Here is a 24,137-nt window from a genome sequence, read left to right on the forward strand (position 1 = left end):
TGGCCGGAGCAGTGGCGGGCGCAGCGGACGGAACCGCGGTACCCGTCGATCGCGGCGCCGACGCCGACGCCGTCGCCGGCGCCGTCCCTGCAGCCGTCCCCGGCGCCGTCCCTGCTGCCGTCCCTGCTGCCGTGCCTGCAGCCGTCCCAGGCGCCGACGCGGACGCGACCGACTGCAGCGGCCGCACCTTCTGGCCCGGCTTGAGCAGATGCACGCCCGCGGTGACGATGGTCTGGCCCGGACGAAGTCCGCTCCTGACCTCGATCTCGTTGCCGATCGGCTGCCCCAGCGTGACCGTCACCGGCTGCACCGTGCCGGCCGCGCCGTCGTAGACCCAGACCTGGTTCGTGCCCTGCTGCTGCAGCAGCGCGGTCAGCGGCACGCGCACCGCGGGCGACGCGCCGGTCCGCACGAAGGTGACCATCGCGGTCATGCCGAACTTCAGGTCGGCGGGCGGATTGGGCACCGTGATGCGCGCCGCGTAGGTGCGCGTGACCGGGTCCGCGGCCGCGGCGATCTCGCGCACGCGGCCCGGCAGGATGCGGTCGGGCTCGGCCCAGGTCCGCACGCTGACGTCCCGGATGTCGCGCAGCCAATCGACCTGATCCTCGGGCAGGCCGATCGCGACCTCCTTCTCGGCGGTCTGCGCAACCCGCACCACCGACTGCCCGGCGCTGACCACCTGCCCCACTTCGGCATCGATCGCGGTGACCACGCCGTCGGCGTCCGCGGCCAGCACGGTATAGCCGGTCTGGTTGCTCTGCTCGCGCAGCGCGGCCTCCGCCTGGCGCAGCCGCGCGGCCGCGGCCTCGTAGCTGGCCTGGCGCCGGTTCTGCTCGGCCGCGCTGATAAAGCCCTTGGCGAACAGGTCGTTGTAGCGCTTCAGGTCGGCGGCCGCCAGGTCGCGGTCGGTGCGCGCCGCCTCGTACTGCGCGCGCGAGCCCTGCTCGGCCAGGTTCAGATCGGTCGGATCGAGCCGGGCCAGCGGCTGCCCGCGCCGCACCGTGGCGCCCACGTCGACCAGGCGCGCGGCGATCTTGCCGCCGACGCGGAAACCGAGACGGGATTCGATGCGCGGCCGCACGTCGCCGGAGAACTCGTAGGAGGACTGGCCGGTGGCGGACTGCAGCTGCAGCAGACGCACCGGCCGGACCTCCGGCGCGCGCTCGGGCTCGCGCGAGCAGCCGCCCAGTACCAGCACGGCACCGAGCAACACCGCGCCGACGATCGACGGCGAGGTCCTGAAAGCGTTGACGGCCGCGACTTCCGGCCCGGGACAAGGCACTGGCATGGGATGGCGATAAGACGGGTGCAACGGCATGACGAGAGGCGACGTGCGCCGGCACGGCCGGACTGGCGGCGAACAGCAGCGCTGCCGCGCGACACGACAATGGCGCCGCCCCTGGGACGGCGGGTCCGGCAGTAAATAACCGGCCGGTCAGCAATATATCCAGCCGTTCGGGGTGCGTCAAACGCGACGCGACGAATGGACTGATTTGAGGACCGAAACCGGGGATTTACCCGCTATTTGGCGTCCGATGCGTGCCCGCATGCCCCCTATCGGTAGGGTGGAAAGCGGCACATGCGCGGCGTTTGCGTGGCTTCCAGGTGCCCGTGGGCGCGCCCGTGATTACAATGCTGCGGCCATGTCCAACCCCGGCGAGCCCGCCGCCGCCGACACGATCCCAATCCAGACCCCGATGCCGATGCCAACGCCGCCCTCCGCAGCCGCCCCCGACGGCCTGGCCATCGGCCACTACGAGAACTTCCCGGTCGCCAGCGTGCTGCTGCCCAGGCGGCTGCGCCGGCCGGTCGCGGTGATCTACCGCTTCGCCCGCACCGCCGACGATCTCGCCGACGAGGGCGATGCCGCGCCGCAGGAGCGCCTGGCCGCGCTCGGCGCGCTGTCGGATGCGCTCGACCGCATCGACGCCGGCACCGATCCGGGCACGCCGATGATGCGCGCGCTGGCCGAGGTCATCGCCGAATACCGCTTGCCGCTGCCGCTGTTCCACGACCTGCTCGACGCCTTCCGGCAGGACGTGACCGTGCACCGCCATGCCGACTGGGACAGCCTGCTCGACTACTCGCGCCGCTCCGCCAATCCGGTCGGCCGGCTGATGCTGCATCTGTACGGCGCGGCCACGCCGGACCGCTTCGCGCGCGCCGATGCGATCTGCACCGGCCTGCAACTGGTCAACTTCTGGCAGGACGTCGCGATCGACTTCGCGCGCGGCCGCGTCTACCTGCCCGCCGACGCGATGGCGCGCCACGGCGTCGACGACGACGCGCTGGCCGAGGGCCGCTGCGACGCGCGCTGGCTGGCGCTGATGGAAGAGCTGAAGATGCGCACGGAGGCGATGCTACAATCCGGCGCTTCGCTCGCGCTGGACCTGCCGCGGACGGCGGACTGGCGCATCGACTGGGAGTTGCGGCTGGTGGTGCAAGGCGGCCTGCGCGTGCTGGAACGCATCGAGGCCGTCGGCTACGATGTCTTCCGGCGCCGTCCGACGCTCGGGCCCGCCGACTGGCTGCTGTTGGCATGGCGGGCGGCAGCGCGCTACCGGACCGGCACCGCGCCGAGCAAGCCCGCTCATTGAGATCAGGCGTTGAACGCCGCCTGAGCCCGGACAGAGCTGGATCAAGCCGGATTGAGCCCAGATAAAGCCCCGAGTGTGTCCCTAGCGAGCCCGAGACCGGTGACGCCCGATCAGTACTGCCAAGACAAGGCCGCCCAGAGCGGCTCCAGCTTCTACTACAGCTTCCTGTTCCTGCCCCCGGAACGGCGGCGTGCCATCACCGCGCTCTATGCCTGGTGCCGCGAAGTCGACGACGTCGTCGACGAAACCCAGGACCTGACCGTCGCCCAGCAACAGCTGGCCTGGTGGCACGGCGAGCTGAACCGCCTGTTTGCCGGCGCCCCCACCCATCCGACCACGCTGGCGCTGCAGCCGCATCTGGCCTCCTGCGGCCTGACGCAGCCGATGCTCGCCGAGGTGCTGGAAGGCATGGAAATGGACCTGATGCAGACGCGCTATCTGGACGAGGCCGGCCTCGACCGCTACTGCCATTGCGTGGCCGGCGTGGTCGGCACCATGAGCGCGCGCATCTTCGGCTACCGCGACCCGCGCACGCTCGAATTCGCCGAGAAGCTCGGGCGTTCGCTGCAGCTGGTCAATATCATCCGCGACGTCGGCGAGGACGCGCGGCGCGGCCGCCTCTATCTGCCGGTCAATGTGCTACAGCGCTTCGAGGTGCCGGCCGCCGACATCATGCAGGGCCGGCATTCGCCGCGCTTCGTCGCGCTGATGGCCTATCACGCCGAGCGCGCGCGCACCTTCTACCGCGAGGCGCTGGCGCTGCTGCCCGATACCGACCGCCGCGCGCAGCGTGCGGGGCTGCTGATGGGCGCGATCTACCACGCCCTGCTCGACGAGATCGAGGCCAGCGGCTTCCAGGTATTGAACCAGCGCATCTCGCTGACACCCATGCGCAAGCTGTGGATCGCATGGAAGACGTGGATACGCAACCGCTGAGCACCGCGATGGCAGAACGCCCCGCCACGCCCGACGCAGTGTCGCCGCAAGCCGGCGGCGCGGTCGACGCTGTGGGCGCTGTGGGCGCTGTGGGCGCTGTGGGTGCGGTGGGTGCGGTGGGTGCTGTGGGTGCTGTGGGTGCTGTGGGTGCTGCGGGCGCTGTGGGCGCTGTGGGCGCTGTGGGTGCTGCGGGTGCTGCGGGTGCTGCGGGTGCTACGGGTGCTGCAGGCGCTGCGGATGCGGTGAGCTTGGTGGGCGCAGACGGCTCGGTGGGCATCATCGGCGGCGGCTGGGCCGGCATGGCCGCCGCGCTCGAACTGGCGCAGGCCGGCCGCGTGGTCCATGTGTTCGAAGCCGCGCCGGTGCTCGGCGGCCGCGCGCGCCGCGTCGCCCGCCGCCATCCGCAGGTCGCCGGCGAACTCGACAATGGCCAGCATCTTCTTCTCGGCGCCTATCGCCATACCCTTGCCCTGATGCGCCGCGCCGGCGTCGATCCCGATGCCGCGCTGCTGCGGCTGCCGCTGCAGATGGCCTACGCCGACGGCTGGCGGCTGCAGGCGCCGCGCCTGCCCGCGCCCTGGCATCTGGTCGGCATGGGCCTGACCGCGCGCGGGCTCGGCTGGCATGAGCGCGCGGCGTTGGCGAAGGTGCTGTCGCTGCTGCGCGCGGACGACGAAGCCGAGCACGCCGACGGCGCCGCCTCTGCCGCCTCTGCCGCCTCTGCCGCCTCGGCCGCCTCGACCGCCTCTGCCGCGCCCGCCGCGCCCGCCACGTCCACCACGTCCACCACGTCCTCGAACTCCGTCCCCTCTGCCGACTCCACCGACTCTGCCGGCGAGACCGTTGCCGCATGGTTGGCGCACGCGCCGCCCGCGCTGCAGCAGCGGCTGTGGTTCCCGCTGTGCGTGGCCGCGCTGAACACGCCGGCCGAGCAGGCCGATGCCCGCGTGTTTCGCCGCGTGCTGCGCGACAGCCTGCTGGCGGCGCGCGACGACAGCGACATGCTGGTGCCGCGCTGGGACCTGAGCCGGCTGTTCCCCGAAGCCGCCGCGCAGGCGATCGTGGCCGCGGGCGGCACGGTCCGGACCGGCGCCGCGGTGCAGACGATCGCGCGGAGCGCGCGCGGCTGGGTGCTGCGGACCGCCTCCGGCCAGCAGGAGGTCGCGCAGCTGATCATCGCCACCGCGCCGCGGCAGGCGGCACGGCTGCTGGCGCAGATATCGCTGGGCCCGGACCCGGCCGCGCACCCGGTCGCGCACCACGCCGCCGCACTGAAGGCCGCCGCCGCGACGCTGCACGCCTTCGACCATGTGCCGATCGTCACGCTGTATCTGAACGTCGGCGCGCTGCGTCTGCCGCGTCCTTTCCTGGCGCTCGACGCCAGCGCCGCCGCGCCGGGGCAATTCGTCTTCGATCGCGCCGCGCTGTCCAGCGAGTACCACGGCGCCTTGCAGGACCCAGCCCGCGACAACGTCTGGTCGGTCGTCATCAGCGCCGCCGACGATGCCGCCGCGCTGCCGCAGGGCGAGCTGGCGCGGCGCGTGCGCGCGCAACTTGCCGCGCAACTGGCGCCCGTCATACCCGATGCCGCGCGCCTTGCCGAAGCGCGCGGCGAGTTCGTGATCGCCGAACGCCTGGCCACGTTCCGCTGCGTGCCCGGCCTGGCGCGTCCCGGCAACGATATCGGCGTGCCGGGTCTGGCGCTGGCGGGCGACTATACCGACGGGCGGGCCGAACCGGGCGGAGCTTGTGGCGCCTATGGCCCCTACCCGGCCACCATCGAAGCGGCGACGCGCAGCGGCTCGGCGGCCGCGGCGCTGCTGCAACGCGAACGCGTGCCGTCCGCCCCGACGGCATGACTCCCCTTTTCACCGACGTACCGAAGAGCCAGCACATGCATTCCCCCTCTCCTTCCCTGGGCCAGTCCATTCTCGATGCCGCCGACGCGCTCGCGCGCTTCTCCGATATGGAAGGCGGCCTGACCTGCGCCTATCTGACGCCGGCTCACCGCGCCGCGGCGGCCATGCTCGCCGAGCGCATGCGCGCGGCCGGCATGCAGGTGCGCGTCGATGCGATCGGCAACGTGATCGGCCGCTACGAGGCCGATCCGTCGGCCGGTCCCGACGCGAAGGTGCTGATGACCGGCTCGCATTTCGACACGGTGCGCAACGGCGGCCGCTATGACGGGCGCCTGGGCATCCTGTTGCCGATCGCGGTGGTCGGCGCGCTGAACGAGGCCGGCATCCGGCTGCCCTATCACTTCGACGTGGTGGGCTTCGCCGAGGAGGAAGGGCTGCGTTTCAAGACCAGCTTCCTGGCGAGCAGCGTGCTCGCCGGCCGCTTCGATCCGGCGCTGCTGGCGCGCGCCGACGCCGACGGCATCACGCTGGCGCAGGCGCTGGCCGAATCCGACCTGCCGGGCCGCGGCGATCCCGATGCGCTGCGCGCGGCGGCGGTCGATCCGGCGACGCTGCTCGGCTTCGTCGAAGTACATATCGAACAGGGACCGGTACTGCTGCACCATGACCTGCCGCTGGGCATCGTCACGCAGATCGCCGGCAGCAGCCGCTTCCAGGTGCGCGTCGAAGGGCTGGCCAGCCATGCCGGCACCACGCCGATGACGATGCGCAAGGATGCCGCCGCCGCGGCCGCCGAAATGGTACTGCTGGTCGAGTCGCGCTGCGGCCAGGCGCCGACGCTGGTCGGCACGGTCGGCCAGCTGCAGGTGCCGAACGGCTCCAGCAACGTGATTCCGGCCGCGTGCCACTTCTCGATGGATATCCGCGCCGGCGAGGACGCGGTGCGCGAGGCCGCGATCGCCGATATCGTAGCCGGCATCGAGGCGATCGCCGCGCGGCGCGGCGTGCGTGCGGAGGTGGAACGGGTGCCGCCGGTCAACAACGCGCCGTGCGCGCCGTGGCTGCGCGCGCAGTTCGCGGCGGTGCTGAACAAGCGCGGGCTGCAGGCCTTCGAGCTGCCGTCGGGCGCCGGGCACGATGCGATGATGATGCAGCGGATCACCGATGTGGCGATGCTGTTCGTCCGCTGCGGCAACGGCGGCATCAGCCACAACCCGCTGGAGACGATCACCGCCGAGGATGCGCAGCTGGCGGCGGAGGTGTTTGTCGATTTCCTGCGGCATTTCAAGCCGCGGTGAACGGCGCCGCGCGGATGGAGCCATCGCTCGCTTTGCGCTTGCGCGGGAGGGAAAAGACCGCGGGCATGGGCGAAGGCAGGGCGGATGCCATTGCCGCTCAGTTGCCCTGGTACATCTCCCTGCTGATGTCGTAGAGGCTCTGCCGCAGCTTGCGCCGTTCGTCGGCCGACAGCTTGCCGCCGCGGCCCGGCCGCTCGCCGGCCTCGCGCTCGGCGCGCTGGCGGTTGGCGCGGCCCCGGGTCTCGCGCGGCGGGGGGCGCTCGCGGTCCTTGCGCGCATGCCCCGGATAGCCCTCCGCGCCCCGGCCCGGATGGCGCCCGTGACCCTGCAGCAGCGCGCCGAGTCCCGGCGACTGCGCGGACGCGCTGGCGGCATGCAGCAGCATCGACGGCAGCAGCAGCGCAAGCAGGGCTCCGGCGACACGGCGTCGGGCGCCGGAGGCGCGGCGCGGTTCGGACCGGGTGGATTTCGCTTTCATTGATAATGGCGGTCTGGGGCTTGCCCGGTTCGGGCTTCCGCTGGACGACGCCAGAGGCTCCCGGATCGAGGCTGACCGATTTGCCCTTTGCGGGCAGCGCGCAGTGTAAACGCTGCCCGCTGTGCACTTGGCGAGCCGCAAGGTAAAGTATGTAACCTTTTGTTAAGCCATTTTGACCCCTAGCGAGACTCGCTAAGATTAGCGCCATGGAAAATACCAGCCACAAGATTCTCGTCGTGGACGACGACCCCCGTCTCCGCGATCTGCTGCGCCGCTATCTCGGCGAGCAAGGCTTTACCGTGCTGGTCGCGGAAAACGCCACCGCCATGAACAAGCTCTGGCTGCGCGAGCGTTTCGACCTGCTCGTGCTCGACCTGATGATGCCGGGCGAAGATGGTCTGTCGATCTGCCGCCGTCTGCGCGGCGCCAACGACCAGACCCCGATCATCATGCTGACGGCCAAGGGCGAGGACGTGGACCGCATCGTCGGCCTCGAGATGGGCGCCGACGACTATCTGCCCAAGCCGTTCAACCCGCGCGAACTGATCGCGCGCATCCACGCGGTGCTGCGCCGCAAGGGCCCGGCCGAAGTGCCCGGCGCCCCGTCGGAAACGCCGGAGACCTTCGCCTTCGGCGATTTCGTGCTGAACCTGGCCACGCGCACGCTGACCAAGAACGACGAGGAAATCACGCTGACCACCGGCGAGTTCTCGGTGCTCAAGGTGTTCGCCCGCCATCCGCGCCAGCCGCTGTCGCGCGAGAAGCTGATGGAAATGGCGCGCGGCCGCGAATACGAAGTGTTCGACCGCAGCCTGGACGTACAGATCTCGCGCCTGCGCAAGCTGATCGAACCCGATCCGGGCAATCCGCGTTTCATCCAGACCGTCTGGGGGCTGGGCTACGTCTTCATTCCCGATGGCGTGAAGTAAGTCCCGGCCGTTATCGTGGCGACCGTGATCCGCCGCACGGCCACGCGTTTCTTCGGTTCGCTGTTCTGGCGGACCTTCATGCTGATCGCGCTGCTGCTGGCCATTTCGCTGGGCATCTGGTTTCAGAGCTACCGGCTGTTCGAACGCGCCCCGCGCGCGCAGCAGATCGCGATGCAGGTGGTCAGCGTGGTCAAGCTCACGCGCGCGGCCCTGCTCTATTCCGACCCCGCGCGGCGTCGCTTCCTGCTGCTCGACCTGGTGCAGAACGAAGGCATCAAGGTCTATCCGCGCGAGCGCGACGACGACTTCACCACGCCCACCGCGAACCCCTTCCTGACCCAGCTGGTGCAGCAGGAAATCCGCAGCCGTCTGGGCGGCGATACCGTGATCGCGACCACGGTCAACGACATTCCGGGCGTCTGGGTCAGCTTCGAGATCGAGGGCGACGACTACTGGGTGGCGATCAGCCCGGAGCGCTTCGAACGCGTGCCCGGACTGCAATGGCTGTGGTGGACCGTGGCGGCGGTGCTGCTGTCCATCTTCGGCTCGGCCTTCATCACGGCGCGGGTCAACCGGCCGCTCAAGCGCCTGGCCGATGCCGCGCGCGCGATCGGTTCGGGCGGCGATCCCCCGCCGCTGCCCGAGCGCGGCGCCAGCGAGGTCGCGCAGGCCAACCACAGCTTCAACCAGATGGTGCGCGACCTGCGCCAGCTCGACGACGACCGCGTGGTGATGCTGGCCGGCATCTCGCACGATCTGCGCACGCCGCTGACGCGGCTGCGGCTCGAGACCGAGATGTCCCCGGTCGACGACACCACGCGCGAGGCGATGATCGCCGACATCGAGCAGATGGACGCGATCATCGGCCAGTTCCTGAACTACGCGCGCCCCGCGCAGGAGAGCAGCGAGCCGGTGGACCTGTCCTCGCTGGTGCGCGACGCGGTGAACGTCTATGCCGCGCACGACGACATCCGCATCCGCGTGCATGCGCCCGAGCCGGTGATGGCGATGGCCAACCGGATGGAGGTCCAGCGTATCCTCGACAACCTGGTCGAGAATGCGCGCCGCTATGCCAAGCATCCCGACAGCGGCATCGCCGAGGTCGAGATCACCACGCGCAACCATGACAAGGAGGCGATGCTGGTGGTGGCCGATCATGGCGACGGCGTGCCCGAGGCCCAGCTGCCGCTGCTGACGCGGCCGTTCTACCGGCTCGACGCGGCGCGCAGCGAGGCCAAGGGCGCGGGGCTGGGCATGTCGATCGTCAACCGGATCATGCAGCGCAACGGCGGCCGCCTGGTGCTGACCAATCGGCCGTCGCCGGGCAGCGGCCTGGTGGTCAGCGCGTGTTTCCGGCGCGCGTGATGCAGGCCCGATGCAGGCCCGATGCGAGCCTGATGAACGCCTGACTCGCTTCTGACTCACGGCAGATGAGCGCCCGAAACGCGCGCGTCGCCGTTCCGTCATCGCGATCGTGTATCGTTGCCGGACGGCGCAAGCCGGCGTGCCATGCCGCTTTCGCGCCGTCCCTCGCAGCTCGGCCGGCTATCGGGCTCTTTGAGATTTTCAATTAGCCGTGCCGGACAGGATGCTGCATACTTCCCATTCGTTGCGTGGCACGCGCAGCGGCCCGAGAAAATCGTCTTCGACGATGGCCGCTTGCGATGCCCCGCTGGCGTCTGTTCAACCGTATCCAGGAGAAGTCCATGAAGACCGTTGGTGACAAGCTCGAACCGTTCCACGTCGTCGGTGTCAAGCCGGGTTTCAACGCCCACGAAGAAAACGGCCAGTCGGCCTTTGAAGACATCACCGAGAAGTCGTTCGAAGGCAAGTGGAAAATCATCTACTTCTACCCGAAGGACTTCACCTTCGTGTGCCCGACCGAAATCGTGGCCTTCGCCAAGCTGAACCAGGACTTCGCCGACCGCGACGCTGTCGTGCTGGGCGGCTCGACCGACAACGAGTTCGTCAAGCTGGCATGGCGCCGTGAACACAAGGACCTGAACAAGCTGAACTCGTGGCAGTTCGCCGATACCACCGGCTCGCTGATCGACCAGCTGGGCGTGCGCGAGAAGGATGCCGGCGTTGCGCTGCGCGCCACCTTCATCGTCGACCCGGACAACACCATCCAGCACGTGTCGGTGAACAACCTGAACGTCGGCCGTAACCCGGACGAAATCCTGCGCATTCTGGACGGCCTGCAGACCGACGAGCTGTGCCCGTGCAACCGCGCTGTCGGCGGCGCCACGCTGTAATTCGCGCCTTGTCGATGTTGCCGGCGGCATCGCCGCCGGCAACGCGCCCCAGTGCGCACCGAAACCCGCCCACGCGGGTTTTTTTCGCCCAAAGCGATAGGAGAATTTGATGGAATTCCTCAACACGATCAAGAATCTCATTCCCGACTATGCGAAGGACATCCGCCTGAACCTGGACGGCACCATCGCACGCTCCTCGCTGGAGGGCAACGATGCGGTGGGCGTCGCGCTGGCCGCCGCCTTCGCCGCCAAGAGCAAGATCATCGTCGACGCGATCCGCAACGCCGGCGTGCTGTCGCCCGAAGAGCTGAACGGCGCGCTGACCGCGGCCGCGCTGATGGGCATGAACAATGTCTGGTATCCGTATGTCGAGATGGCCGCCGATCCCGATCTGGCAAGCCAGCCCGCCGGCCTGCGCATGAATGCGTATGCGACCCACGGCGGCGTCGACAAGCGCCGTTTCGAGATGTACGCGCTGGCCGCGTCGATCGTCGGCAAGTGCCACTTCTGCATCCGCTCGCACTACGAGCTGCTGAAGAGCGAACAGGGCATGACCTCGCAGCAGCTGCGCGATGTCGGCCGTATCGCCGCCGTGATCACGGCCGCGGCCAACGTGATCGCCGCCGAGTAAGGCGGCACACGCCGAGTAAGGCGGCACACGCCGAGGGCTTCTGCAGGCCTCGCCAGGCCACGGCAGTCCTTGCGAGGGTTTTCTACGGGCCCTTGTTGCCGATGTTTGTCATGTTCGTCGATGGCCGCCCCGCGCGGCCATCGGCATTTCAGGCCCCGCGAACCCGACTCCGCGTCCGCCGCGCGCCCCGCCCGCGTCCGCATTTCTCCGACTGCATTTGTGCACGGTCCGGCCTACAATCGAGGCAGATTCTGCTTCGCGGACCATCATGAGCCAACTGCCCTCGCCCTCCTCGCCGCATTTCCACTATCGTCTCGCCACGGCTTCCGACTGGGGCCAGATCGCCGCGGTCACGCAGGAAGCGTATGCGCAGTACGAGCTCGAAATCATGGAGGACTGCCGCGCGTCGTTCCAGCAGGGCATGCGCTCGGTGCTGGCGACCAATACTTCCGATATGGAATGGTGGGTTGCCGAGACCGATCACGGCATCAGCGGCGCGGTGCTGTTCTGCCATCCCGGCGCGACGCTGCAGGCCCTGGACGGCAGCACGGTGACGCTGGCCCTGCCCGAGGCGCGGTTGCTGTCGGTCAGCCCGCAGGCGCGCGGCCTGGGTCTCGGCCGCACGCTGATGCAGATCTGCATCGAGCGTGCGCGCGATATCGGCGCGCAGGCGCTGGTGGTGCGCACCATGCCGGAAATGGGCGCCGCCAACCGCCTGTGCCAGCAGATGGGCTTCGTCAAACGGACCGAGGCTGGCGCGCGCTCCGGCCCGCTGGAACGGCTGGTCGACTACGTCTACGCAATCGAGCCGAAGGAAGCCGACGCGCCGCAGCCGGGCCTGTAACGGCCGGCAGGCCCGCACGACGGCGCCGCGCAGCACGTCCAGTCCTGTGGCGCGACGACGGCGCCGCGCGGCCTGCTCGGTCCTGCCGGTGCGACGATGCCCCCCCCCGCAGCCTGCTCAGTCCTGCGGCGCGACGATCGCGCCGCGCCACAGCAGCACCACCGCCTGCGCGACGATCCCTTCCTGGCGCCCTTCGAAGCCCAGCTTCTCGTTGGTCTTGGCCTTGACGTTGCAGCGGCCGGCCGCGATACCCAGATCCTCGGCCAGATTGGCCACCATCGCCCCGATATGCGGCGCCAGCTTCGGCGCCTGCGCGATCACCGTCGCATCGACATTGCCGACTTCGAAACCGGCCTCGCGCACGCGCCGCACGGCCTCGCGCAGCAGCGCGCGGCTGTCGGCGCCGGCAAAGGCCGGATCGGTATCGGGGAAATGCCGGCCGATGTCGCCCAGCCCCGCAGCCCCGAACAGGGCGTCGGTGATCGCGTGCAGCAGGGCATCGGCGTCGGAATGGCCGAGCAGGCCGCGATCGTGGGGGATCTCCACGCCGCCGAGCACCAGCTTGCGGCCCGGCACCAGCGCGTGCACGTCGTAGCCTTGTCCCACGCGGATATCGAAGGGCATCATCGCGATCGGTCTCCAGAAGAACCAGCAGAAGGGGCGGCGGACGGGCCGCCGAGCAGGACTTCGGCAAGCGCGAAGTCCTCGGGATAGGTCACCTTGAAATTGCGCAGCGAGCCGTTGACGAGCCGCGGCTTCAGGCCCAGCCGCTCGATCGCGCTGGCCTCGTCGGTCACGACCGCGCCGCTGGCGAGCGCGTCTTCCAGCGCCTGGCGCAGGACGCCGACGCGGAACATCTGGGGCGTCTGCGCCTGCCACAGCCCTTCGCGCGGCACGGTGCCGCCGATGCGGGACGGCTGCGAGCGCTGCAAGGACTGCGAAGGCTGGGACGGCTGGGAAGATTGCGACGGCTCGCTCGGCTTCGGCTCGGCCTCGGCACGCTTGAGCGTATCGGGCACCGGCACCGCCAGGATGCCGCCGATCGCCGCGTCGGGGCCGTCGCCATCGTCCCCTTCCACCGCGCGGATCAGCGTCTCGATCATCAGCGGCGTCAGCCCCGGCCGCGCGGCATCGTGCACCAGCACCCAGTCCTGGTCCTCGGCGCCCAGCTGGACCAGATGCCGCAGCCCGTTGAGCACCGATTCATGGCGCGACTGGCCGCCGACGAAGGCGGTATCGAAGCGCAGGCCGGCAAAGGCCGCCGAGCCGAAGCGCGCCTCCAGCGGCAGATCGTCGGGCGCGAGCACCAGCGCGGTGGCGCTGATCGACTCGCACGCCGAGAACGCGGCCAGCGCGTACCAGATCATTGGGTGGCCGGCCAGCTCGCGATACTGCTTGGGCAGGCCGGCGCCCGCGCGGCTGCCGCTGCCGGCACAGGGAATCAGGGCAAAACGTCGTTCGGACATGCGGCGGACTGACGGATCAAGGGAAGGCACGAAAGCGGCCGGTATGCACCAGGCGTGGAGCCGGCGTGCAGCCGGAATGCAGCCGGCGCGCAGCGAGCATTGCACCGGGAATGCGGCGCCGGTATGCGACGCCGGATGGCCGGGCGCTGCGCATTCTATAATACGACCCTCTTCTCGACACCCCCGCCCGCGCTGCCGGCGGGGTGTCGTCGTTTGAACCGAACCGCTTTATGTCCGACGCCAAATCGCCTTCCGCGCTCCCCGTTTCCACTCAGCTGCCGCTGGTCAAGGCCGGCCAGCGCCATCAGGTCGCCGGCCTGCACGGCTCGGCCGATGCGCTGGCCCTGGCCGCCTATGCCCGCGCCCACCACGGCCAGATGCCGATGCTGGCGGTGATGTGCGCCAACGCGGTCGACGCGCAGCGGCTGGCCGACGAGATCCCGTGGTTCGCACCGGAGCTGCGCGTGCGCGTGCTGCCCGACTGGGAGACCCTGCCCTACGACAGCTTCTCGCCGCACCAGGACCTGGTGTCGGAGCGCCTGGCGACGCTGCACGACATCCAGACCGGCCAGTGCGACGTGATGCTGGTGCCCGCGCAGACCGCGCTGTACCGGCTCGCGCCGCCGGCGTTCCTCGCCGCCTATACCTTCTTCTTCAAGCAGGGCGAACGGCTTGACGAGGCCGCGCTGAAGGCGCAGTTCACGCTGGCCGGCTACGAGCATGTCAGCGCGGTGATGCGGCCCGGCGAATACAGCGTGCGCGGCGGCCTGATCGACCTGTTCCCGATGGGCTCGGCGCTGCCGTACCGGATCGACCTGTTCGGCGACGAGATCGAGACCATCCGCGCGTTCGATCCGGACACGCAGCGCAGCCTCTATCCGGTCAAGGAGGTGCGCCTGCTGCCCGGCCGCGAGTTTCCGCTCGACGAGGCCGCGCGCACCGCGTTCCGCGGCCGCTGGCGCGAGGTGTTCGAGGGCGACCCGAGCAAGTCGCCGATCTACAAGGACATCGGCAACGGCGTGCCGTCGGCCGGCATCGAGTATTACCTGCCGCTGTTCTTCGACGCGGCGGCGACGCTGTTCGACTACCTGCCGGCCGGCACGCAGCTGGCCTATGTCGGCGCGATCGACGAGGCGATCCGCCGCTTCTGGACCGATACGCAGCAGCGCTACGACTTCATGCGGCACGATCGCGAGCGGCCGCTGCTGCCGCCCGCGCAGCTGTTCCTGAGCGAGGAGCAGTTCTTCAGCGCCGCCAAGCCGCTGGCGCGGCTGGTGCTGCAGCAGGGCCCGGCCGGCGCCGACGCCGCTCCGCTGTCGGCCCCGCTGCCCGACGTCTCGGTCAATCGCCGCGCCGAGGACCCGCTGGTCAATCTCGAGGCGCTGCTGCTGCGCAAGCAGGCTCGCGTGCTGATGTGCGCCGATTCGGCGGGCCGCCGCGAGACGCTGCTGCAGCTGTTCGCCGACAGCGGCCTGCGTCCGCATCCGGTCGAGGACTGCGCGGCCTTCCTCGCCGGCGACGCGCCGTTCGGGATCGCGGTGGCGCCGCTGCAGAGCGGCTTCGCGTTGCCGCCGATGGACGGCCAGCCGGGCCTGGCCTTCGTCACCGAGGCCGAGCTCTATGCGAATACCGCGCGCCGCGCCGGCCGCCGCAAGCAGGAGCAGGCCAGCAGCGTCGACGCGATGGTGCGCGACCTGGCCGAGCTGAAGATCGGCGACCCGGTCGTGCACAGCGAACACGGCATCGGCCGCTACCAGGGCCTGGTCACGCTCGACATGGGCCAGGGCGACGAGGAATTCCTGCATCTGGACTACGACAAGGGCAGCAAGCTGTATGTGCCGGTCCACCAGCTGCACGTGATCTCGCGCTATTCGGGCGCCGATCCGGATACCGCGCCGCTGCATTCGCTGGGGTCGGGACAGTGGGAACGCGCCAAGCGCCGCGCCGCGCAGCAGATCCGCGATACCGCGGCCGAACTGCTGAACCTGTACGCGCGCCGCGCGCTGCGCGAGGGCCATGCCTTCGCGCTGTCGCCGAAGGACTACGAGACCTTCGCCGAGAGCTTCGGCTTCGAGGAAACGCCTGACCAGGCCGCGGCAATCGCCGCGGTGATCGCCGACATGACCTCGGGCAAGCCGATGGACCGGCTGGTCTGCGGCGACGTCGGCTTCGGCAAGACCGAGGTGGCGCTGCGCGCGGCCTTCGTCGCGGTGATGGGCGGCAAGCAGGTGGCGATGCTGGCGCCGACCACGCTGCTCGCAGAGCAGCATTTCCAGACGCTGTCGGACCGTTTCGCCGACTGGCCGGTGCGCATCGTCGAGCTGTCGCGCTTCAAGACGAAGAAGGAGGTCGACGCGGCAATCAAGCAGATCAACGACGGCACCGTCGATATCGTGATCGGCACGCACAAGCTGCTGTCCGACGACGTGCGCTTCCAGCGGCTGGGGCTGGTCATCATCGACGAGGAACACCGCTTCGGCGTGCGCCAGAAGGAAGCGCTGAAGACGCTGCGCGCCGAGGTCGACGTGCTGACGCTGACCGCGACGCCGATCCCGCGCACGCTGGGCATGGCGCTCGAAGGGCTGCGCGACTTCTCGGTAATCGCCACCGCGCCGCAGAAGCGGCTGGCGATCAAGACCTTCGTGCGGCGCGAGGAAGACGGCGTGCTGCGCGAGGCCATCCTGCGCGAGCTCAAGCGCGGCGGCCAGGTCTACTTCCTGCACAACGAGGTCGAGACCATCGAGAACAAGCGCGCGCGGCTGGCCGAGCTGGTGCCCGAGGCACGCATCGCGGTGGCGCACGGGCAGATGCACGAGCGCGAGCTGGAACGCGTGATGCGCGATTTCGTCGCGCGGCGCGCCAACATCCTGCTGTGCACGACCATCATCGAGACCGGCATCGACGTGCCGTCGGCCAACACGATCCTGATCCACCGCGCCGACAAGTTCGGCCTGGCGCAGCTGCACCAGCTGCGCGGCCGCGTCGGCCGCTCGCACCACCAGGCCTACGCCTATCTGCTGGTGCACGATCCGGAAGGGCTGACCAGGCAGGCACAGCGCCGGCTCGAGGCGATCCAGCAGATGGAGGAGCTCGGTTCGGGCTTCTACCTGGCGATGCACGACCTGGAAATCCGCGGCGCCGGCGAGGTGCTGGGCGACAAGCAGTCGGGCGAGATCCACGAGATCGGCTTCCAGCTGTACACCGACATGCTGAACGCCGCGGTCAAGGCGCTGAAGGCGGGCAAGGAGCCGGACCTGATGGCGCCGCTGGCGGCCACCACCGAGATCAACCTCGGCACGCCGGCGCTGCTGCCGAGCGACTACTGCACCGACGTGCACGAGCGGCTGTCGCTGTACAAGCGGCTGGCCAACTGCGAGCGTCCCGAGCAGGTCGACGATATCCACGAGGAGCTGGTCGACCGCTTCGGCCGCCCGCCCGCGCAGGCGCAGGCGCTGATCGAAACGCACCGGCTGCGCATCGCGGCGGTGCCGCTGGGCGTGCGCAAGATCGACGCCGGCGAGGCCTCGATCAGCGTGCAGTTCGTGCCGAATCCGCCGATCGATGCGATCCGCATCATCGACCTGGTGCAGAAGAACCGGCATATCAAGCTGGCCGGACAGGACAAGCTGCGCATCGAGGCGAAAATGCCCGACGTGGCGGTGCGCGCGCAGACGATCAAGCAGACGCTGCGGCAGCTGGCTTGAGGGGCGGCGGAGGCCGGTTGCCCTCTCGCCGACGCTCTCGCCGACCCTCTCGCCGACCCTCTCGCCGGCCCTCTGCCCGACCTCTCGCCGCCCCCTCGCCGACCCTCTTGCCGACCCTCTGCCCGACCCTCTCCCGCATGCGGGAGAGGGAGCCGGTTTGCGGCGCTTCGGCAGAGGCCGACGCCGGCAGCAGGCTCCCCTCTCCCGCCCAGCGGGAGAGGGGTCGGGGGAGAGGGCTCGCGGAGCGGCAAGGTGGACCCGGGCACATATCCGGGTGTAGGATCGGACATCCATCAGCGTGATCCTGCCGCATGTCAGCCCATACCCCTGCCCCCGCCGACGCCCTCATCGACGCCACCACGGACGCCCTCGCCGACGCCCCCGAACACTCCGCCCTCGACTGGACCCGCCGGCTGATCGCGTTCGACACCACCAGCCGCGAGTCCAATCTGGGCCTGATCGAAACGGTGCGCGACCACTTCGTGGCCCAAGGCCTGAAGCCCCACCTGAGCTACAACCCGCAGCGCAACAAGGCCAACCTGCATGTGACCGTGCCCGCCGCCGACGGCAGCGAGCAGCGCGGCATCGTGCTGTCGGGGCATACCGACGTGGTGCCGGTGGACGGCCAGGACTGGAGCACCGATCCGTTCCGCCCGGCGCTGCGCGACGGCAAACTCTACGGCCGCGGCGCCTGCGACATGAAGGGCTTCATCGGCACCAGTCTCGCGCTGCTGCCCGCGCTGCTGCAGGCACGGCTGCGCGAACCGGTGCACTATGCGCTGTCGTTCGACGAGGAGGTCGGCTGCATGGGCGCGCCCTATCTGATCGACGACCTGCGCGAGCGTGGCATCCAGCCGGCCGGCTGCATCGTCGGCGAGCCGACCAGCATGCGGGTGATCGTCGCCCACAAGGGCATCAACGCCTATCGCTGCTGCGTCAGGGGCCAGGCCGCGCATTCGTCGCTGACGCCGCGCGGCGTCAATGCGATCGAATACGCGGCGCGGCTGATCTGCTTCATCCGCGACCTGGCCGACGAGTTCCGCGCCAAGGGCCCGTACGACGAGGCCTTCGACGTGCCCTTCACCACCGCGTCGACCGGCACCATTCAGGGCGGCATCGCGCTGAACACGATCCCGGCGCTGTGCGAGTTCGTGTTCGAGTACCGCAACCTGCCGGGTGTCCATCCCGAAGCGATCCGCGCGCGCATCGAGGCCTATGCCAACGACGTGCTGCTGCCCCGCATGCGCGCCGAGCATGCCGACGCGGACCTGAGCATCACGCGCATCGCCGCGGCGCCGGCGCTCGACGCCGCCGAGCGCGATGCCATCACGCAGCTGGTGCGGGCGCTGACCGGCGACAACGCGATCAGCAAGGTGGCCTACGCCACCGAGGGCGGCCTGTTCCAGCGCGCCGGCATCCCGGCCGTGGTCTGCGGCCCCGGCGACATCCAGCAGGCCCACAAGGCCGACGAGTTCGTCGCGCTGGAGCAGCTCGCCCAATGCGAGGCCTTTCTGCACAAGGTCGTCGACAGCCTGCGCATCGCGGCCTGACGGTTCCGCCGGCACGGCGGCACACCAAAGACATCCACTCCCGGAGGCGCATCGCGCCTTCTCACCGATGGCCTGAACGGCCGGGCCGCCGATGGCCCGGCCGCATCGACAAGGGGCACGCAGAGGCCCCGTTGCAACGCGAGCCGCAACGTCGACCGCAATGTCGGCCGCCGCATCGGCAGCAACACCGACCACAACGACCACAACGACATCAAAGGAGAACTCGACATGGCAGCACGCCGCTCCCCCGCTTTCGCCCGCTCCCGACGCTTCCTGCCCCTGCCGGCCGCCATCCCGGCGCTGGCCGCCGCGGCCAGCCTGCTGTGCGGCTCGGCCCTGGTCTCGCCTGCGCTGGCGCAGACCGCGCCGCCGGCCACATCGGCTGCAACGCCGTCCGCCCCACCGTCCGCGGCCTCGCCGGGCCAGGCGAGCACCGGCGATCCCGCGCTGCACGCGCAGATCGAGACGCGCGCCAAGGCAGCCGAGGCGCGCCTGATCGCCTGGCGCCGCGACATCCACCAGCATCCCGAACTCGGCAACTACGAGACGCGCACCGCGAAGCTGGTGGCCGATCATCTGCGCAAGCTCGGCATGGAGGTCAAGACCGGCGTGGCCAAGACCGGCGTGGTCGGCCTGCTCAAGGGCGGCAAGCCGGGGCCGGTGGTGGCGCTGCGCGCCGACATGGACGCGCTGCCGGTCAAGGAGCGCGTCGACGTGCCGTTCGCCTCGAAGGCCAAGGGCAAGTACCTCGGCAAGGAGGTCGACGTGATGCACGCCTGCGGCCACGACACCCACGTCGCGATTTTGATGGCGACCGCCGAGGTGCTGGCCGGCATGAAGGATCAGCTGCCCGGCACGGTGAAATTCATCTTCCAGCCGGCCGAGGAAAGCCCGGCGGACATCGAACCGGACGGCACCAATATCTGGGGCGCCAAGCAGATGGTGGCCGAGGGCGTGCTGGAGAACCCGAAGGTCGATGCGATCTTCGGCCTGCATGTCAGCAGCGGCATCGAGTCGGGCAAGCTGGCCTGGCGCAGCGGCCCGGCGATGGCGGCGGCCGACCAGTTCTGGATCGACGTCAAGGGCCGCCAGACCCATGGCGCGCGTCCGTGGGGCGGCATCGATCCGATCGTGGTGTCGTCGCAGATCGTGCTCGGCCTGCAGACCATCCAGAGCCGGCAGGTCAATGCGATGCTCGAGCCCTCGGTGATCACCGTCGGCACGATCCATGGCGGCAACCGCATGAACATCGTGCCGGAGAAGGTCGAGATGATGGGCACCATCCGCACCTACGACGAGGGCATGAAGAAGGACATCCACGCGCGCATGAAACGCACCACCGAGTCGATCGCGGCCAGCACCGGGGCCGAGGCCACCTTCCGCGTGGTCGAGCTCTACAACGCCACCGTCAACCAGCCGGCGCTGACCGAGAAGATGGCGCCGACGCTCAAGCGCGTGGCCGGCGACGGCAACTGGATGCTGGCGCCCAAGGCGACCGCCTCGGAGGACTTCTCGTTCTACCAGGAGAAGGTGCCGGGCCTGTTCTTCAATCTCGGCGTGACGCCCAAGGGCACCGATGTCACCAAGGCGCCGTCGAACCACTCGCCGGAGTTCTACGTCGATGAGCCGGCGCTGATCAATGGCGTGCGGGCGCTGTCGAACCTGACGGTCGACTTCATGACGATGGCGCAGCGCTGATCGGCATGACGCAGGGGCGGGCGCGGGGCGATTACAATAGCGTCCTTTCACCGTCCCCCGTGCCCTGCACCGTCGTCCCCGCGCATGCGGGGGCCCGGCGGCTTCGGCGCCGCTGCCGGCCGGACAAGCCGCTGGATCGCTGCCTGCGCGGGGACGACGCAAGGTTCCAACTTCTCTCATGCCCCTGATCGTCCAAAGCCTGCAACCCATCGCCTCCGCGGATATCGACGCGCTGCGCATCCTTGCCGACGCGCCCGGACTGAGCCTGCGCGGCGACACCGTCGCCACCGCCGAGGCCTGCGCGCCGCTCGACGCGCGGCTGCGCGATGCGCTGGAGGCGTTCTGCGAGCCGCGCCGGCTCGACTGGGCCGTGCTGCCGACGCACCGGAACCTGTCCGACTTCCGGCTGGTGGCCATGGACATGGATTCGACGCTGATCACGATCGAGTGCATCGACGAGATCGCCGATTTCTGCGGGCTGAAGGCCGAGGTCTCGGCGATCACCGAGGCCGCGATGCGCGGCGAGATCACCGACTTCAACGAAAGCCTGCGGCGCCGCGTCGCGCTGCTCAAGGGGTTGGATGCCAGCGTGCTGGACCGGGTCTACGAGGAACGACTGCGGCTGTCGCCGGGCGCGGAGCGCATGCTGGGGGCCGCGCGCGCGGCGGGCCTGCGCACGCTGCTGGTGTCGGGCGGCTTCGTCCACTTCACCGAAAAACTCAAGGCCCGGCTGGGCCTGGACTTCACCCGCGCCAATACGCTGGAGATCGTCGACGGCAAGCTGACCGGCCGCGTCGAAGGCGAAATCGTCAATGCCGAGGTCAAGGCCCGCACCGTGCGCGAAGCCTGCGAGGCGATCGGCGCCGATCCGCGGCAGGCGATCGTGATGGGCGACGGCTCCAACGACCTGAAGATGATGGCGATCGCCGGCCTGTCGGTCGCCTTCCGCGCCAAGCCCGTGGTACGCGCGCAGGCCAGCGTGGCGTTCAATCATGTCGGGCTGGATGGGTTGCTGAATCTGTTCGCGGATTGATTTGGCGCGGTCGGCTGTGCTGCCGGTCCACCCTGTAGTCCCATCGGTAGTCCCCGGGTAGTCCACCGGTAGTCCTCCACCGCCTTACCGCTCTCTCCCCAGCCCCTCTCCCGCAAGCGGGCGAGGAGAGCTCGGTTTGCCGGTGCCATCGGTGATGCCGATCGCGCTCGGTTCGCCTGTGCCGGCTGGGTTCTCCCGCTCCCGCCTGTGCGGGCTAGGTTCTCCCTCTCCCGCCTGTGTCGGCTGGGTTCTCCCGCTCCCGCCCGCGGGAGAGGGCGGGGAGAGGGCAACCTCCGCCGCCAGCACGCCTCCCCCGTCTATCAATACATTGCAAACAATATCAATAACTTGCATCGCCAAATACGAATCATTACCATTTGTGTTTTGAATTCGGTAACAAAATCTTGCGATGCAACTCTTTGCCGCTCTCCTCGGCCTGGCGGGCGCTGCCTGCCTGTATCTGGCCGGTCCCAATCAGGTGCTGCTGCGCCAGCCGCCCCAACGCCGCATGATGGTGTGGCTCGGCATCGTGCTGACGTGCTCGGGCGCCGTGGGCTGGTCGGTCGAGCACAGCTGGCCTTCGGCCATCGCCGCGACACTGGCCACGCTTGGCACCGGCCTGTCGCTGTGGCCCTTCCTCGGCTGCTATCTGCACAAGCGCCGCGGCGGCGAGGAGGCGGCATGAACGGCGGCATCGGCACCAAATGGCTGGCCGGCACGCTGCTCGGCTTCCCGCTGTCGCTGGCGGTCTGCACGCTCGCCATCCTGTGGCTGCCGGGCGGCTGGCAGAGCGGCATCATCGGCGCGGTGACCGCCAGCCTGCCGCTGTGGGTCGCCATCATCAGCACCAGCCTGCTGTTTTCCAGCAGCCGCGCCGCCTGGCTCTGGCTGGGCGCGGCCAACCTCGTCTGTTTCGGTGCGTTGTGGGGATTGCGGCTGATGGCCGTGCCCGGCGCGGCCGCGTAAGGAGTACCCCATGAAGGCTGCAACGCTGCGCGTTTACCAGACGCTGCATACCTGGGTCGGCCTGATGGCCGGCTGGGCCTTGTTTATCGCGTTCTTCGCCGGCGCGATCACGGTGTTCCACCACGAGCTGCACGAGTGGCAGTCGCCGGCGCGCATCCGCGGCGAGACCCACGCCGCCGCCAAGCCGTCGCCCGAGGATCTGGACCGCTTCGTCGCCACGCTGGTCAAGGCCCATCCCGAGGCGGCGGCCAGCGTCTATATCGGCCTGCCGACCGAGGGCGAGCCGCACACCACCGCCTACTGGATGGACGGCAAGGGCGAGTGGCAGACCACCAATGAGGAAAAGCTCGGCGCGGGCCGGACCTCGCCGCAGGACACCTCGCTCGATGGTGTGCGCGGCGAGCTGTCGAACTTCCTGAACGCGCTGCACTACACGCTGGGCCTGCCGATGCAGGTGGGCATGCATTTCATGGGCGTGGTGTCGGTGCTGTACGGCCTGGCGCTGGTGTCCGGCGTGCTGCTGCACCTGCCGCGGCTGAAGAAGGACCTGTTCGCCGTGCGCCCGGGCCGCAACCTGAAGCGCTTCTGGATGGACGCGCACAACGTGATCGGCCTGTTCAGCCTGCCCTTCCATCTGGTCATCGCGATCACCGGCGCGCTGTTCTGCGTGTCGATGACGCTGGCGATGGCCTTCAACGTGCTGACCTTCGATGGCAAGCTGATGTCGGCGCTGCCCACCGCGATGTCGTCGGTGCCCGAGGTGCAGGCGGCCGGCAAGCCGGCGCCCCTGATGCCGGCGCGCGAGCTGATCGAGATCGCGCAGCGCACCGCCGGCGACGGCTTCAAGCCCAATTCGGTGCGCTACCAGCGCGTGGGCGACGCCAATGCGCTGATCGAGGTGCGTGGCGACAGCGAGCGCGCGCTCGGCAACTTCGGCTCGGTGGGCATCCACGCCGCCGCCGGCCAGCCCGACAGCGGCCGCGTGATCGCCAACCAGACCGCCAGCGGACGCGACGCGAACCATGGGCTGTACAGCGCCCTGTTCGCGCTGCATTTCGGCACCTACGGCGACCTGGCGCTGCGGCTGGTCTATCTGATCGCCGGGCTGGCCGGGGCCTTCCTGTTCTACTCCGGCAACCTGCTGTGGATCGAATCGCGCCGCAAGGCGCGCCAGGCCGAGCAGCCGCGCGTGCACCGGCTGCTGGCGCAGGCCACCGTCGGCGTCTGCATCGGCTGCTGCGTCGGCGTGGCGGTGGCCTTCACCGGCGCGCTGCTGTGGCCGGAGCGTCCGTCGTCCTTCGTCTACTTCCCGGTGTTCTTCGCCGCGTTGGCCTGGGCGCTGCTGCGCCCCCCGGTGCGCGCGGCGATCGAGCTGCTGTACGTGGCGGCGCTGGCCTACCTGGTGGTGCCGGTGGCCAATGCGATCCTGACCGGCGACCATCTGCTGCGCAGCGTGCAGCAAGGCGAATGGGCCGTGGCCGGCTTCGACATCGGCGCGCTGGTGTTCGCGGTCGGCTTCGTCGCGCTGGCGCGTGCCACGCAGCGCCGTGCCCGTACGGGCCCCGCCGATTCGGTATGGGCGCCGCGCCCGAGCCGCGGCGATCCGGGCCCGTCGGCCCCGCCGGTGGTCGACGCACCGTGACGCTTGCCGCGCCGGCCGTGCCGATCATGTCCATCGTGCCGATCATGTCGTTCATCCAGATCGCGCCCAGCATGCCGATCGTGCAGATGATGCCGATCTCGCCAACCGCTCCACCCGAGGCGCGGCGGGACTGGTCGGCGCCCCGATTGGCGATCTGATCGGCGCCCTGGCCGGCGCCATTCGCAGCGCCCCGCCCCACTAGAACCACCCCCCCCAACCCAATTTGCATTGCCCTCAGGCGCACGCGG

General features: G+C 69.7%; 21 protein-coding genes and 1 pseudogene. 18 read left to right on the forward strand and 4 right to left on the reverse strand.

Annotated features, from left to right (window positions below; all coding sequences use genetic code 11):
- Nucleotides 1–151: 151 nt before the first annotated feature.
- Nucleotides 152–1,291, reverse strand: a pseudogene (locus tag F1599_RS10660) (efflux RND transporter periplasmic adaptor subunit); the annotation flags it as partial.
- A 415-nt stretch (nt 1,292–1,706) separates the two neighbouring features.
- Between F1599_RS10660 and hpnC the strand changes: the two are divergent.
- The 5 genes from hpnC to F1599_RS10680 all read left to right on the forward strand — a co-directional run bounded on the left by hpnC (nt 1,707) and on the right by F1599_RS10680 (nt 6,693).
- On the forward strand, nt 1,707–2,600 hold the full coding sequence (gene hpnC / locus F1599_RS10665; protein WP_150083116.1) for a squalene synthase HpnC: 894 nt from the start codon (nt 1,707–1,709) through the stop codon (nt 2,598–2,600).
- A 99-nt stretch (nt 2,601–2,699) separates the two neighbouring features.
- On the forward strand, nt 2,700–3,536 hold the full coding sequence (gene hpnD / locus F1599_RS10670; RefSeq protein WP_149318868.1) for a presqualene diphosphate synthase HpnD: 837 nt from the start codon (nt 2,700–2,702) through the stop codon (nt 3,534–3,536).
- 111 nt (nt 3,537–3,647) lie between these two features.
- Nucleotides 3,648–3,782, forward strand: coding sequence for a hypothetical protein (locus F1599_RS26445; protein WP_263364036.1), 135 nt, complete (start codon nt 3,648–3,650; stop codon nt 3,780–3,782).
- Nucleotides 3,783–3,787: 5 nt separating this feature from the next.
- Nucleotides 3,788–5,395 (forward strand): hydroxysqualene dehydroxylase, encoded by a 1,608-nt coding sequence (locus F1599_RS26170; RefSeq protein WP_223819575.1) that lies wholly within the window; start codon nt 3,788–3,790, stop codon nt 5,393–5,395.
- A gap of 35 nt (nt 5,396–5,430) precedes the next feature.
- Complete coding sequence (locus F1599_RS10680) at nt 5,431–6,693, forward strand: Zn-dependent hydrolase (RefSeq protein WP_149318949.1); 1,263 nt, start codon at nt 5,431–5,433, stop codon at nt 6,691–6,693.
- Between the two features lie 97 nt (nt 6,694–6,790).
- Here the strand turns inward: F1599_RS10680 and F1599_RS10685 are convergent, their stop codons facing one another.
- Nucleotides 6,791–7,171, reverse strand: coding sequence for a hypothetical protein (locus tag F1599_RS10685; RefSeq protein ID WP_150083054.1), 381 nt, complete (start codon nt 7,169–7,171; stop codon nt 6,791–6,793).
- 206 nt (nt 7,172–7,377) lie between these two features.
- Between F1599_RS10685 and ompR the strand changes: the two genes are divergently transcribed.
- The 5 genes from ompR (at nt 7,378) to F1599_RS10710 (ending at nt 11,830) form a co-directional block, all read left to right on the forward strand.
- Nucleotides 7,378–8,100: an osmolarity response regulator transcription factor OmpR gene (gene ompR, locus F1599_RS10690; protein ID WP_006576352.1), complete on the forward strand. Its 723-nt coding sequence runs from the start codon at nt 7,378–7,380 to the stop codon at nt 8,098–8,100.
- 15 nt (nt 8,101–8,115) lie between these two features.
- Nucleotides 8,116–9,465, forward strand: a complete 1,350-nt coding sequence (locus F1599_RS10695) for an ATP-binding protein (protein WP_149318870.1) — start codon at nt 8,116–8,118, stop codon at nt 9,463–9,465.
- A 341-nt stretch (nt 9,466–9,806) separates the two neighbouring features.
- The gene (locus F1599_RS10700; protein WP_053823112.1) at nt 9,807–10,355 is read left to right on the forward strand and encodes a peroxiredoxin; all 549 of its coding nucleotides are present in this window, start codon (nt 9,807–9,809) and stop codon (nt 10,353–10,355) included.
- 109 nt (nt 10,356–10,464) lie between these two features.
- Nucleotides 10,465–10,986, forward strand: coding sequence for a carboxymuconolactone decarboxylase family protein (locus F1599_RS10705; protein ID WP_150083056.1), 522 nt, complete (start codon nt 10,465–10,467; stop codon nt 10,984–10,986).
- 268 nt (nt 10,987–11,254) lie between these two features.
- Complete coding sequence (locus tag F1599_RS10710) at nt 11,255–11,830, forward strand: GNAT family N-acetyltransferase (RefSeq protein WP_053821940.1); 576 nt, start codon at nt 11,255–11,257, stop codon at nt 11,828–11,830.
- A gap of 117 nt (nt 11,831–11,947) precedes the next feature.
- Here the strand turns inward: F1599_RS10710 and ispF are convergent, their stop codons facing one another.
- Nucleotides 11,948–12,457: a 2-C-methyl-D-erythritol 2,4-cyclodiphosphate synthase gene (ispF, locus tag F1599_RS10715; RefSeq protein WP_150083058.1), complete on the reverse strand. Its 510-nt coding sequence runs from the start codon at nt 12,455–12,457 to the stop codon at nt 11,948–11,950.
- Nucleotides 12,454–13,296, reverse strand: a complete 843-nt coding sequence (locus F1599_RS10720) for an IspD/TarI family cytidylyltransferase (protein WP_190286338.1) — start codon at nt 13,294–13,296, stop codon at nt 12,454–12,456. The genes ispF and F1599_RS10720 overlap by 4 nt, the downstream gene beginning before the upstream one ends.
- A gap of 230 nt (nt 13,297–13,526) precedes the next feature.
- Here F1599_RS10720 and mfd point away from each other — a divergent pair, with 230 nt between their 5' ends.
- The 8 genes from mfd to F1599_RS25830 all read left to right on the forward strand — a co-directional run bounded on the left by mfd (nt 13,527) and on the right by F1599_RS25830 (nt 24,047).
- On the forward strand, nt 13,527–17,000 hold the full coding sequence (mfd, locus tag F1599_RS10725) for a transcription-repair coupling factor (RefSeq protein WP_149318872.1): 3,474 nt from the start codon (nt 13,527–13,529) through the stop codon (nt 16,998–17,000).
- A 311-nt stretch (nt 17,001–17,311) separates the two neighbouring features.
- On the forward strand, nt 17,312–18,550 hold the full coding sequence (gene argE / locus F1599_RS10730; RefSeq protein ID WP_223819568.1) for an acetylornithine deacetylase: 1,239 nt from the start codon (nt 17,312–17,314) through the stop codon (nt 18,548–18,550).
- 228 nt (nt 18,551–18,778) lie between these two features.
- A complete protein-coding gene (locus F1599_RS10735; RefSeq protein ID WP_223819569.1) occupies nt 18,779–20,248 on the forward strand; it encodes an amidohydrolase in 1,470 nt (489 codons plus the stop codon).
- A gap of 178 nt (nt 20,249–20,426) precedes the next feature.
- Nucleotides 20,427–21,281 carry a phosphoserine phosphatase SerB gene (gene serB, locus F1599_RS10740; protein WP_150083059.1) on the forward strand — a complete coding sequence of 285 codons (855 nt, stop codon included), beginning with the start codon at nt 20,427–20,429 and terminating at the stop codon, nt 21,279–21,281.
- A 409-nt stretch (nt 21,282–21,690) separates the two neighbouring features.
- On the forward strand, nt 21,691–21,966 hold the full coding sequence (locus F1599_RS10745) for a hypothetical protein (RefSeq protein ID WP_149318874.1): 276 nt from the start codon (nt 21,691–21,693) through the stop codon (nt 21,964–21,966).
- Complete coding sequence (locus tag F1599_RS10750) at nt 21,963–22,247, forward strand: hypothetical protein (RefSeq protein WP_149318875.1); 285 nt, start codon at nt 21,963–21,965, stop codon at nt 22,245–22,247. Before F1599_RS10745 ends, F1599_RS10750 begins: the two co-directional genes overlap by 4 nt.
- 10 nt (nt 22,248–22,257) lie before the next feature.
- Complete coding sequence (locus F1599_RS10755; protein WP_150083060.1) at nt 22,258–23,889, forward strand: PepSY-associated TM helix domain-containing protein; 1,632 nt, start codon at nt 22,258–22,260, stop codon at nt 23,887–23,889.
- Nucleotides 23,886–24,047, forward strand: coding sequence for a hypothetical protein (locus F1599_RS25830; protein WP_187829241.1), 162 nt, complete (start codon nt 23,886–23,888; stop codon nt 24,045–24,047). The genes F1599_RS10755 and F1599_RS25830 overlap by 4 nt, the downstream gene beginning before the upstream one ends.
- Nucleotides 24,048–24,137: the final 90 nt, after the last annotated feature.

Origin of the sequence: Cupriavidus cauae (assembly GCF_008632125.1) — a bacterium.
Lineage (GTDB): Bacteria > Pseudomonadota > Gammaproteobacteria > Burkholderiales > Burkholderiaceae > Cupriavidus > Cupriavidus cauae.